At 61.8% G+C, this 12,250-nt stretch carries 10 protein-coding genes; 2 read left to right on the top strand and 8 right to left on the bottom strand.

The annotated features are described in order from the left end of the window. Nucleotides 1–2: 2 nt before the first annotated feature. The 8 genes from ACSSVY_RS18010 to lptF form a co-directional block, all read right to left on the bottom strand. Complete coding sequence (locus tag ACSSVY_RS18010) at nucleotides 3–1,373, bottom strand: pyruvate dehydrogenase complex E1 component subunit beta (protein ID WP_454271043.1); 1,371 nt, start codon at nucleotides 1,371–1,373, stop codon at nucleotides 3–5. A gap of 15 nt (nucleotides 1,374–1,388) precedes the next feature. Next, nucleotides 1,389–2,399 (bottom strand): pyruvate dehydrogenase (acetyl-transferring) E1 component subunit alpha, encoded by a 1,011-nt coding sequence (gene pdhA, locus ACSSVY_RS18005; protein WP_009817947.1) that lies wholly within the window; start codon nucleotides 2,397–2,399, stop codon nucleotides 1,389–1,391. Nucleotides 2,400–2,576: 177 nt separating this feature from the next. Then, nucleotides 2,577–3,428, bottom strand: a complete 852-nt coding sequence (gene rsmA, locus ACSSVY_RS18000) for a 16S rRNA (adenine(1518)-N(6)/adenine(1519)-N(6))-dimethyltransferase RsmA (protein WP_454271042.1) — start codon at nucleotides 3,426–3,428, stop codon at nucleotides 2,577–2,579. Then, nucleotides 3,425–4,396: a 4-hydroxythreonine-4-phosphate dehydrogenase PdxA gene (gene pdxA, locus ACSSVY_RS17995; protein ID WP_454271040.1), complete on the bottom strand. Its 972-nt coding sequence runs from the start codon at nucleotides 4,394–4,396 to the stop codon at nucleotides 3,425–3,427. The genes rsmA and pdxA overlap by 4 nt, the downstream gene beginning before the upstream one ends. Further along, nucleotides 4,393–5,637: a peptidylprolyl isomerase gene (locus tag ACSSVY_RS17990; RefSeq protein WP_454271038.1), complete on the bottom strand. Its 1,245-nt coding sequence runs from the start codon at nucleotides 5,635–5,637 to the stop codon at nucleotides 4,393–4,395. The genes pdxA and ACSSVY_RS17990 overlap by 4 nt, the downstream gene beginning before the upstream one ends. A 5-nt stretch (nucleotides 5,638–5,642) precedes the next feature. After that, nucleotides 5,643–7,814 (bottom strand): LPS-assembly protein LptD, encoded by a 2,172-nt coding sequence (locus ACSSVY_RS17985; RefSeq protein WP_454271036.1) that lies wholly within the window; start codon nucleotides 7,812–7,814, stop codon nucleotides 5,643–5,645. Further along, the gene (lptG, locus tag ACSSVY_RS17980) at nucleotides 7,811–8,902 is read right to left on the bottom strand and encodes an LPS export ABC transporter permease LptG (protein ID WP_454271034.1); all 1,092 of its coding nucleotides are present in this window, start codon (nucleotides 8,900–8,902) and stop codon (nucleotides 7,811–7,813) included. Before lptG ends, ACSSVY_RS17985 begins: the two co-directional genes overlap by 4 nt. Then, nucleotides 8,899–10,023: an LPS export ABC transporter permease LptF gene (gene lptF / locus ACSSVY_RS17975; RefSeq protein ID WP_454271095.1), complete on the bottom strand. Its 1,125-nt coding sequence runs from the start codon at nucleotides 10,021–10,023 to the stop codon at nucleotides 8,899–8,901. Before lptF ends, lptG begins: the two co-directional genes overlap by 4 nt. 149 nt (nucleotides 10,024–10,172) lie before the next feature. On the opposite strand from lptF, the gene ACSSVY_RS17970 reads away from it, so the two are divergent. After that, nucleotides 10,173–11,660 carry a leucyl aminopeptidase gene (locus ACSSVY_RS17970; protein WP_454271033.1) on the top strand — a complete coding sequence of 496 codons (1,488 nt, stop codon included), beginning with the start codon at nucleotides 10,173–10,175 and terminating at the stop codon, nucleotides 11,658–11,660. After that, nucleotides 11,660–12,118, top strand: coding sequence for a DNA polymerase III subunit chi (locus ACSSVY_RS17965; RefSeq protein WP_454271031.1), 459 nt, complete (start codon nucleotides 11,660–11,662; stop codon nucleotides 12,116–12,118). Before ACSSVY_RS17970 ends, ACSSVY_RS17965 begins: the two co-directional genes overlap by 1 nt. Nucleotides 12,119–12,250: the final 132 nt, after the last annotated feature.

Genomic DNA, 12,250 nt, shown 5'->3' with positions numbered 1-12,250 from the left:
CCTCAACGATAGGTCACTTGGCGCACGGCATCAATAACCTCGGAGGTCGAGGTCAGCGCCAGCTTTTCCAGATTGGCGGCATAGGGCATCGGCACATCCTTGCCCGTGCAGTTGATCACCGGCGCGTCGAGATAATCGAAGGCCTTCTGCATCAACACTGACGAGATATGATTGCCGATCGAGGCAACCGGCCACCCTTCTTCCACCGTCACGCAGCGGTTGGTTTTCATCACCGAGGCGATGACCGTATCCGTATCCATCGGGCGCAACGTGCGCAGGTCGATCACCTCGGCGCTGATGCCGTCCTCGGCCAATTTTTCCGCGGCTTCCAACGCATAGGTCATGCCGATGCCAAAGCTGACGATGGTCACATCGGTGCCTTCGCGCCAGATCCTGGCCTTGCCGAACGGAATGGTGAAATCGTCGATCTTGGGCACCTCGAACGAGCGGCCATAAAGGATTTCATTCTCGAGGAACACCACCGGATTGGGATCGCGGATGGCTGTTTTCAACAGACCCTTGGCATCTGCCGCCGAATAGGGCTGCACCACGCGCAGGCCGGGCACCTGCGCATACCATGCCGCGTAATCCTGACTGTGCTGCGCGCCCACGCGCGCCGCCGCACCATTGGTGCCCCGGAAGACGATGGGACTGCCCATCTGCCCGCCCGACATATAGAGCGTCTTGGCGGCGGAGTTGATGATCTGGTCAATCGCCTGCATGGCAAAATTCCAGGTCATGAATTCCACGATGGGCCGCAGCCCGCCCCAAGACGCGCCCACGCCGATCCCGGCAAAGCCGTGTTCGGTGATTGGCGTGTCGATCACGCGCTTGGCGCCAAACTCTTCGAGCAGGTTCTGGGTGATCTTATAGGCGCCCTGATATTCGGCCACCTCCTCGCCCATGATAAACACGGTGTCGTCGCGGCGCATTTCCTCGGCCATGGCCGAATTGAGCGCCTCGCGCACCGTCATGCTCTGCATCTCGGTGCCTTCAGGCCAATCCGGGCTGGTGTCGGGTTTGGGGGCCTCGGGGGCTTTCGCTGTGGCGGGGGTGGATCTCGCCTCATCTTTGGGCTTTTCTTCCGAGGCTTTGGCTGCGGGGGCGCTTGCTGCGTCCTCCGCGCTTTCGCCATCCTCGAGAAGTACGGCGATTGGCGTATTGACCTTCACGCCTTCGGTACCCTCGGCAATCAGGATCTTGCCGATGGTGCCCTCATCGACCGCCTCAAATTCCATCGTCGCCTTGTCGGTCTCGATCTCGGCCATGATGTCACCGGCCTTGACCGTGTCCCCCTCTTTAACGAGCCATTTCGCAAGCGTGCCTTCCTCCATGGTCGGAGAGAGCGCGGGCATCAGGATTTCGGTTGCCATTGTCGTCTCTCCTCCTCAGGCGTTCTGCGGTGCCGTATCGGCAATAATATCGGTCCAGAGCTCTTCAATCGCAGGCTCCGGGCTTTCCTTGGCAAACTCGGCACTGGCGTTCACCACTTCCTTGATGTCCTTGTCGATCGCCTTGAGATCCTCTTCCGTGGCGTGGCCGCCGGAAATCAGCAGATCGCGCACATGCTCGATGGCGTCTTTCTCATCGCGCATTTTCTGCACCTCTTCGCGGGTGCGATACTTGGCGGGGTCAGACATCGAATGGCCGCGATAGCGATAGGTCTTGATCTCCAAAATGTAGGGTCCGGCGCCCGAGCGGCAGTGTGCCACGGCCTTGTCACCGGCCTCTTTGACGGCCAGCACATCCATGCCATCGACCATCTCGCCGGGAATGCCAAAGGCCTCGCCCCGGTGATAGATATCGGGTGACGAGGTGGAGCGCTGTTGCGAGGTGCCCATCGCATACTGGTTGTTCTCGATCACGAAGATCACCGGCAGGCTCCAGAGTGCCGCCATGTTGAAGGTCTCATAGACCTGCCCCTGATTGGCCGCACCATCACCGAAATACGTGAATGTCACCCGGTCATTGCCAAGGTATTTGTCGGCAAAGGCCAGACCGGCCCCGAGCGGCACATTGGCCCCGACGATGCCATGCCCGCCGTAGAACCGCTTTTCGGTCGAGAACATATGCATCGAGCCGCCCTTGCCCCGGCTGTAACCGCCCTCGCGCCCCGTCAACTCGGCCATGACGCCCTTGGGGTCCATGCCGCAGGCCAACATATGCCCGTGATCGCGGTAGGTGGTGATGCGGCGGTCGCCGTCTTCGGCGGCGGCCTCAAGGCCGACAACCACCGCTTCCTGCCCGATATAGAGGTGACAGAACCCGCCGATCAGACCCATGCCATAGAGCTGGCCCGCCTTTTCCTCGAATCGCCGGATGAGCAGCATGTCGCGATAGTATTGCTTGAGATCGTCGGCTGAAACGTTTGGTTTCTTTGTGCTTTTCCGGGCAACCATGAGGTGGCGACTCCTTGTTGGCGAATATAGTTTAGCATTAAACTATTTCATACACCAATCGCGCCGCGGTTGCGAGTGTGAATTTTACGTTGGGGAAGCAGCCTGTGCTCTTGGTCTTGCGCCGCTCATCTTGCGCGGCTTACCCTATGTGGCCAACGTCCGTCTTACGCCATTTCCTCACGCCTCCGCCCCGCCCGGCATCACCCGTGCAAGCGCACAAAACTGCTCGAGACTCACGGTCTCGGCCCTGTCCGTGGGCTGAATGCCTGCCGCCAACAGCCGATCCTCGATATCGGGCGCCGCGCCCTTGAGCGCTGCGCGCAGCATCTTGCGGCGTTGGTTGAAGGCGCGGGCGACCACGCGCTCCAATATCTTGGGGTCGGCCGGAAAACGCGGCTCGGTCAGGGCGGTCAGATGCACCACCGCGCTCGACACTTTGGGCGGCGGGGTAAAGGCCCCCGGCGGCAGGTGCATCACGATGCGCGGCACGGCGCGCCACTGGGCCAAGAGCGCCAGCCGCCCGTAAGCTTTGCCCCCCGGCTGCGCTACGATCCGCTCCGCCACCTCACGCTGAAACATCAATGTGAGCGATTGCCAGAACGGGGGCCAGTCAGGCGGCGTGAGCCATCGGATCAGCAATTCGGTGCCCACGTTATAGGGCAGGTTCGCTACCACGCGAATGGGTGGCGTCAGATGCGCCAGCGGATCGAGATCGAGCGCATCGGCATTGAGCACCGTCAGGCGGCCCGGCGCGGCCTCGGCAATCTCGTGCAGCGCCGGTAGGCAGCGGGCGTCCTTTTCGATGGCGAGCACATGCCGCGCACCCTCCATCAAGAGCCCGCGTGTCAGGCCACCGGGACCGGGGCCGATCTCCAGCACGTCGCAGGTGGTCAGATCCCCCGCCTGCCGGGCGATTTTAGAGGTAAGGTTCAGATCCAGCAGGAAATTCTGACCCAGGGATTTGCGAGCAGAGAGACCGTGCGCAGCAATCACCCGAGCCAGCGGCGGAAGGCTCTCGAGCGGGCTCATGCGCGGCGTGCCTCGCCCATGACTTGCGCCAGTTTCAGCGCCTCGATCAGCGATGTGGGGTTGGCGCGGCCCTGTCCTGCAATGTCCAATGCCGTGCCGTGATCCGGCGAAGTGCGGATGAACGGCAGACCAAGGGTGACATTGACGCCCCGGTCGAAATCCAGCGTCTTGATCGGAATGAGAGCTTGATCGTGATACATGCAGATCGCGGCATCATACTGCGCACGGGCTGCGGCGTGAAACATCGTATCCGCCGACACCGGGCCGCGCAGATCCAGCCCCTCGGCGCGTAGGCGGGTCAGCACCGGCCCGATCACGTCAATCTCTTCGCGCCCCATCTTGCCGCCCTCGCCGGCATGCGGATTGAGGCCTGCGATGGCCAAACGCGGCGCGCTCAGGCCAAAATCGCGGATCAACGCGGCATGGGTGATACGGATCGTCGCTGCCAGTAGATCGGGCGTCAGCGCCTGCGGCACGTCCTTGAGCGGAATGTGGATGGTGGTGGGCACGACGCGCAATTGATCCGAGGCCAGCATCATCACGACGCGGTCCACCCCGGCCAGATGCGCCAGAAACTCGGTATGACCGGGAAAGGCGAATCCCGCGCCGTCCTGCAGCGCCTGTTTGTGGATAGGAGCGGTGCAGAGCGCAAGCGCAGCGCCCGATTGCACCAACCCCACACCGCGTGCGATCACGTCGATCACGCCCTGCGCATGGGCGGGATTGGGCACGCCTCGGGTCAATGGCCCGTCAAACGCATGCACCAAAACCGGCAGGGCAAGGACCGATGCAGCAGATGCCTCAGCGGGATCGGAGATGCAGGCAATGGGCGTGCCAGTGGGCAAATGCGCCGGGTCGCCAATCAAAAAGAACGGCAGAGCGCCCCTCAAACGGTCCCAGGCTGCAGCCGCAATTTCCGGCCCAATCCCCGCGGGCTCCCCACAACTGAGCGCAATTGGCGTGCTCACCGCTCGACGATCCGCGCCTCGGCACGCAATTGTTCAAGATACCCATTGGCAAAGGATTCGATCCGCTGGTTGCGGATGAAATTCGACAGATCCTCAACCGACGGTGCCTCGCCATCCAACTTGGGCGAGCGGCCACAGAGCATCAGGAACACAAGCGTTTGCCCGTTGGAGCGGGTCACACTGGCCGAGGTTTCACCGGGATCAAGCTGGGACAGCGCCACAGCGATATCCTGCGGGATTTCCTCGGGGGCCTTTGATCCGCGTTCCAGCACTTCAGGCGGTTGGCCTTTGGCCACACCATAGAGATCGTCACAGGTATCGACCGCCGCGCGCACCTGTGCGGCGCGTTGCAGGGCCTCGGCGCTGCGCCCGCCAGAAATGTAATAGGCTGCATATTCAATGGCAGAATAGTCCGGCGCAGCCACAGAGGTTTCCTCGATGTCGCGCATGTAAAAGAGGGCGAGCCCGCCGTCGATGGGCAGCGGATCGGACACCTCGCCGGGGGCAAGACCCAGCACGATAGGGCGCAAGCCCGCCGGCAAGTCCGAGAGCGCGACCCATTCCATTCGCCCGCCGCGTCCGGCCGAGGGTGCTGCGGAATACTGGCGCGCGGCGGCGGCGAAATCGCCTTCGCTGTCCGCTTCGGCAATTTGTGTGGCCAGAGCCTGCTTGGCCTCGGCATCCCCAAGGCTGGTGACAGGCAAAATGATTTCTGACAGAAGCACACGCACCGCCGCCCCCCCTGTCAGCGCGCGAGTCGCACGCTCCAGATCATCCTCACTCACCGACACGCGCGAGGCAAATTGCGCGCGCGTGAGTTCGCGCCATGTGATCCCAGCACGCACAAATTCGCGAAAGGATTCCTGCGACACGCCAGCCTCTTCGAGCGATGAAATGAGTTGATCTGCGGTCATATTGGCCCGTCCGGCGAATTCCTCCATGCCGGTACGGACCATGTCATCCTCAACCACCAGCCCTGCGGCCCGCGCGGCGTCCAGTTTGATGCGTTCCTCGATCAACTGCTCGCGTGCCAACCGCTGTGGATCGCCCGGCGCGCGAAACAGCGTCAGCATCCGGGCGCGCTGTTGCAGCTCATATCCGGTGATCGCCTGATCGTTGACGTGGATTGCGGGTGCAAACAGGTTTTGCGCCTGCACCGGACTTACCCCTCCGGGCAACCCCGTCAAGCCAATCGCGGCTAGGGTCAGGGCGGCAAGTGTGCGGCGGAGGATCGGTGTCATTCTGGTCAGTTCCTGCATGTCCGGGTAAAGCTCGGGTCACGGGTTGCGGAGGAGAACCCCGTAAACCCTACCGTAAAGCCGATGTTGGTTTCAGGTTCAAGGATAGTCGAAGAGGTAAAGCGGCGCGAGACCGAAAGCGTGATATCGACGCATTCGTTGGAATAAGTCAGACCGGCACCGGCACGCACGCTGCGACTGGCCGCCTCGTCAAACCGCCATTCGGCATGGCCGGTCCACTGTTTGGCAAATCGGTAGCTGCCATCAATCGCCCATTCCGATACGGTAGAGGGCCGGTTCTCTGCGGGATCGGCCGACAGCCACACATAAGTCGCCCCGATATTGGTGTAAGCGTTCTGCCAGCTGGCGCGGGCCTCGGCCTTGGTGGTGTCGAACATCGAGTCAAACAGGCCGCGCGCGGTGACGGTCAATCCGGTGGCATTGCGGAATTGACCGGCAATCAGCAAATCCGACGTGCGGTCGCGCAGTCCCGACGACTTGCTAAAGCTGGGGGTAATGCCATCGCGTTCGAGCAAACGCTCGTCGCGCCGGACCTGTCCGACAGCGAGGCTGCCTTGCCAGCCAGCCGGATCAATCCGCGTCCAGCTCACGCCGTAAGCCGCGCTATATCCCCGCTCGCGTCGGTCGGGCGCATTGAAACGGGAATGGTTGAACAGATTGCCTTTGTCAAAGTCGATCTGCGTTGCCTCATCCAGCGGGATGTTTGGGTTGGACCCACCAGACCACGCCAGTTGAACGACAGGTTCGATGATATGGGTTACGGCATACCGGGTGGATTTCAATAGAGGCCAGCGCAATTCAAGCGCGAGACTGGGCGTGAGTTCGGTCGCATCCGGGGCAGAGGTGGTCCCGGCCTGAGAAATCTCGAAGTGATCGAGGATCAACCCAGTTCGAAAGCTGGCCAGCACGCCTGCGGGCAGGGTCCAGCCGCGATACCAGTCCAGCCGGGTGCTGAATCGTGTCACGTCGCGCCCATCGGCATAGCGGTCGAGCGTGGCAATCGTCGAGTCCGAGCCGCGATAATGGCTGTGCAGCGCAGCGCCAAACCGCAATTCACCCCCCAGCCGCGCCGGAAAGAAGCGGCGCTCATACTCCGCATTTCCCGCAAGGGTCGGCAGGGTGGAATTGCTTTCGCCGATGCGGAGCGAATTGAAATGGGTGATTGCGCCTCGGATATATTCATCGCGGCGCGCGCGTTCGACCGAGAGCTCGTTCTTCAGCCGGTCCTTGTCGGAAAAGTCGTGATCCAGCAGGAACGTATCATCGCTGCTCAGTTCGACATTGAACCGAAGGACGAAATCGCGCGGCAGATCGAACCGACCACTGCCAAAGAGATACCCCCGTGTTTCGTCCGGGCTAAAGTCATCTTTCGCAACTGCGCCATTGAATTCGATCTCTCCCTTGCGAAACGCTTGCCGATAGCGCAGTTCCAGCCGCTTCGAACTGGTGGCCCAAAACGGCGCCAGCGTCAGGTCGCGGCTCTCACCGATCGGGATGAAATAGGGCACCCGGATGCCTGTGCCCAAAAGCGTCGAATTGATCAGCGACGGGGTCAGAAACCCATGCGCCCGGTCTAGCGTGGGATCGGGCAGACGCAGGCGGGGCAGGTAGAGCACCGGCGTGTTCAGGATCCGGAACTGAGCGTTGTCGAAATAGAGCTGCCGCGCCTCCTCGTCATGGATCACCCGCTGCGCCCGGATCTGCCAGAGCGGCGGGCGTCCGGTCTCGCACACCCGACAAGAGGTGACTGCCGTCTTGTAGAGCTGGTTGAACCGGGCATCGGTGCGGCGCATTTCAACCGCCGCCAATTGCAACTGATCCTGCATCACGATCCGCGCCCCGCGCAGAATGCCGTTGGTCAGGTCGCGGTCCAACTCAGCGCTATCGGCCAGGACCACGCTGCCATCGACATCCGTAAGCGTGAGTGGTCCCGTGATCACGAGTCGTTCGGTGGCGCGGTCATAAACGATTTCCCGCGCCTTGAGGCGACGCCCCTGATAGAGCGCTTCGACATTGCCAGAGGCGATCAATTGGTTGTCTTCGGTGATGCGCACATCATCCGCCACCAAAACAGCAGGATCAACAGAGCTATCCTGCGCGCCAACCGGCGTTGCCATCGCCAACAGCAGGCCCAGCAGAATACGGGCAAACCGGGTCATCCGTCCTCCAGATGCAAAAGGATTCCGAGACCGATGAAGAGCGAGGCCACCGGCGGCGCCCATGCCGCCAGCAGGATCGGAATCTGCCCGTTCTCACCAAGGATCTGCGCAAAATTGCGGATATAATGCAGGCCAAAGCCCAAGAGCACCGCCGTCAGCACCGAGAGCCCCACATTGGCCCCGCGCGTGTGCTGCATGGTAAAGGCCGCCGAAATCAACACCAGCGCGACCAGAAACACCGGTTGGGCCAGTTCACTCTGAAACCAGATCGCATAGCGTCGGGCCGAAAATCCGGCCTCTTCAAGCTGGGCGATGAACTTGGGCAACTCCCAGATCGGGACATATTCCGGGCTGCCAAAACTGTCGAGAATGCGATCTTGTGTCAGGTCTGAGGGCACCGTCATCTGTGCATCTTCGCGCGCCGAGGCTTCTGGATTAACCCCTTGCGCAAGATCCCAGATCTTGGCCTCGGTCAACACCCACGCACCTTCCTCAAGCTGCGCCGACGTGGCGCTGATGCGGCGCAGGGGTTTGCCGTCCGGCGCAAAGTCGTAAAAGCTGGGCGCATAGAGCGTGCCCAGATCAGAACTGGCGCGGGCCGCATAGATCACCGTCTGCCCCTCTGCCGCGCTCTGCCGCAACCACAACCCCTCCGAGGCAATCGCCAGATCCGACGACGCCTGCCCGGAATAGCTGTTGACCAGATCGTGATGTCGTTTTGACGTCGCCGCCACGAGCGGATTACCCACCGCCAACCCCAAAAGGCCAATGGCAAGCGCCACCGCCGCCGGAGCCAGGAGCCCCTGAAGCGCCGAGCGGCCCGAGGCACGCAGCACCACCAGTTCCGACGTCCTCGCCAGCCGCAGGAAAAGCCCCACCGAGGCAAGAATCATCACCAGCGGAATGATCTCGTAATAGGCTTCCGGCAGCTTCAGCAGCACGATGCCCAACACCTGACCGAATGCCAGTTCGGGGAAGTCCCCCAATTCATCCATCAGATCAATCAGTCCCAACATCACCACAAGCGTGACGGTGACCCCGAGAAAACTCATGAAAAAGCGACGGCCGAAATAGCGCTCCAGAATCATGACGCCACCTCTGCCGAGCGGCGACCGCGCCCCGTCAACCGTCGCCAGACGCCCGGATGGCTGGCAATGGACAATAGCAGCCCCGAAAGAACCAGCCCCAGCAGAACCGGCACATAGAGCAGCGGCCAGAGCGCTCCATTCAGCAGAACCGGGGCCACCACGATGCTCTCGACAATCTTGATCCCCACCAAAAGCCCAAAGGCCAAAAGCACCTGACGCCAGACACCAAAGCGGCTATGCGCCCCCACCAGAAGGGTGCAGAATCCCACCAGCGCCGCGATGACACACAAGAGCGCAGCCGTGATCCGGCCATGGGTCTGTGACATGACCGTGCCATAGGTTGTCCCGGTGCGGGTCGCCACAGCTTCGGGATCACGCAGCATCTCGAGTGTGTTGGCAAAGGCCACCTCATCGAGATTGACCACATCACGACTGACAAGACTGCTGATGTCATAGGAAAAATCATCGAAATAGGTCGTAAAGAGCCGGTTCTGATCGGCACGGATATTCTGGGCCAGCCCGGAGACCATAACCAAACGTGTGCCGCCGCCCTCTTGTACCAGATAGGCGCGCGACGAGGTATAGGTGACGGGGGCCTCTTGATCACGTCGGTCGGACAGGAACACATCGCGCAATTCGCCCGTCTGAGTGATCTCGCGAATATAGAAGGTGATTCCGGGGGCAGGGTGCAGGAATTCGCCTTCGCTCAACAGCTTGGCCGAGATGTTGCGCGACACCTCATCTTGGCGCAGACGCAATTGGCTCAGGCTCCCGGGGATGAGGTAATGCGCCAGCAGCGACATCATCACCGCAACAATCACGCCAAAGACCAGAACCGGGCGCGTCAATCGCAGCGGCGAATAGCCCGTGGCCTGCATCACCGTCAATTCGCTCTCAGAGGAGAGACGGTTCACCACATAGACCGCCGCGGCAAAGGCCGCGATGGGCAGGACAACGCCAATCACTCCCGGCAAGGTCAGTGCCGTGAACTCTACAAAGACCCATGCGGGCTGGCCATCCCCGATCAGCCGGTCAAACATGCGCACCGCCTTGTTGATCCAGACGATCGACACCAGAACGAGCGCAAAAAAACCGAACAGAACCATGAATTGCGACAGCATGTACCTGTCGAATCTGGTCACTCTTATCCCCCATGGCAGCAGACTTGTCGGGCAACCTAGCCGAATTGATTGCGGGGGAAAACTGCTAACTGGTCATTGGCGGCAAGCCGCGCTAGGTCTTGGAAAAGCTGAACCATGAGGAGTTCCCGATGACCCGACCCCTGCCTGTTGTCTTTGCCGAGACCGATCTGGATGCACTGGCCACGGTGCCGGGCCGCATTGCGGTGATCATTCCACCCGAAGGCAAGCTGGACGCAGGCGCGCGGCGCATCAACCGCATGACGCGCGGTGCGCTCGCCCGGCTGATCGAGGCGGCAGCCTTGAACGATAAAAAACCCGGCGACGTGATCACGATCAACTGGCCTGCCGGAATGGCCGCAGAGGCGGTGGATGTGGTGATCCTGCCGCGCAGCGCCAGCCCCGCCGAGAGCCGTCGCGCAGGCGTCAGCCTGGGCCGGATCAAAGGCGACAAACCATTGCTCATTCTCGGCGCCGCGCTACGCCGCCCGGTGGACGTGATTTTGGGGGCGCTGCTACGGTCCTACGAATTCACAACCCACAAGACACCTTCCAAGACCGCCAAGGACAAGACAGATCCGGGTGCCATCACCCTGATGACCGGCAAACCAGATGAGGTCCGGACCGAGTCCGCTCCAGTGCTGGCACTTGCCGAGGGGGTGTTTTTTACCCGCGATCTGGTCAGCGAGCCAGCCAATCACCTGACCACCACGGAATTTGCCAATCGCATCGCCGCGATGCAGGATCTGGGGCTCAAGATCACCATCCTCGAAGAAAAGGACATGGAAAAGCTCGGCATGGGCGCAATCCTGTCGGTGGGTCATGGCAGCGCCAGCCCGTCGAAACTGGCCGTGATGGAATGGCTGGGCGGACCCAAAGGCGAGGCGCCGCTGGCTCTGATCGGCAAAGGTGTGGTGTTTGATACCGGCGGCATCAGCCTCAAGCCCGCGGCCGGCATGGAAGAGATGACCATGGACATGGGGGGCGCGGGCGTCGTCGCGGGCGTCATGCGCACGCTGGCGCTGCGTAAGGCCAAGGCAAATGTCGTGGGCCTTGTGGGCATCGTGGAAAACATGCCGTCGGACCGTGCCACCCGTCCCGGCGATGTCGTCACCTCAATGAAGGGTGACACCATCGAGGTCATCAACACCGACGCCGAAGGGCGGCTCGTTCTGGCCGATGTGATGTGGTATGCACAGGAAACCTACAAACCGCGTGGCATGATTGATCTGGCCACCCTCACCGGTGCCTGCATCGTGGCCTTGGGCCATGAAAATGCCGCCGTGCTCAGTAATGACGATGGGCTTTGCAATGCCTTCCTGCGCGCGGCCAAAACCGAGGGCGAGGGCGCGTGGCGTCTGCCTCTTGGGCAGGGCTATGCCGATATCATCAAGAGCCAGATCGCGGACGTCAAGAACTCTGGCGGGCGGCCGGCGGGTACGATCACGGCGGCGGAATTCCTGCATCGTTTCGTGCAGGACGGCATGCCTTGGGTGCATCTCGACATCGCGGGCGTCGCCAGCGTCAAGGCCGACACCACCTATGCCCCCAAGGGTGCAACCGGCTGGGGTGTTCTGGCGCTCAACCGACTGGTGGCGGATCTGCTCGAGGAGAGGTGATGGGCGCCGCCTATTTCTATCATCTGACGCGCCAACCGCTCGAGGCGACCTTGCCGATGCTCTTGGATAAATCCTTGAGCGTGGGCTGGCGTGTGGTGGTGCGTGGCCGGGACAGGGCACGGATGGTCTGGCTGGATGAACGCCTTTGGCTGGGGCCCGAGGACGGCTTTCTGCCGCATGGCCTATCCGGCGGGCCGCAGGATGCCGATCAGCCGGTGTTGCTGACGACTGACAGCGCGCGGCCCAATGGCGCGGTCTGCCTGATGGCGATTGATGCGGCAGAGGTCAGCGCCGAAGAGGTGCAAATGCTGGACCGGGTCTGCATCCTCTTTGACGGCAATGACGATGCGGCGGTTCAGGCGGCGCGCAGCCAGTGGAAGACCCTGACCGGTGCCGGCTGCACCGCTCAGTATTGGTCCGAGGCGGGTGGCCGCTGGGAGAAGAAAGCCGAGGCGTGAGCAGGGTCAGGTCTGGACCGTCGCTGACATTTGACCCGATGACCAAAGCGCGGCACGTGCCGCCGCGCAGCGCATCGCTTGCCAGCCAAGGCATAGTCCAGTCCAAATCCACTCTTTGAAATGTGGACCGCC

It is taken from the genome of Roseovarius sp. MBR-51 (genome assembly GCF_053628575.1).
The sequence above is the reverse complement of the archived record's forward strand: the minus strand, read 5'-3'. Positions and strand labels throughout refer to the sequence as shown.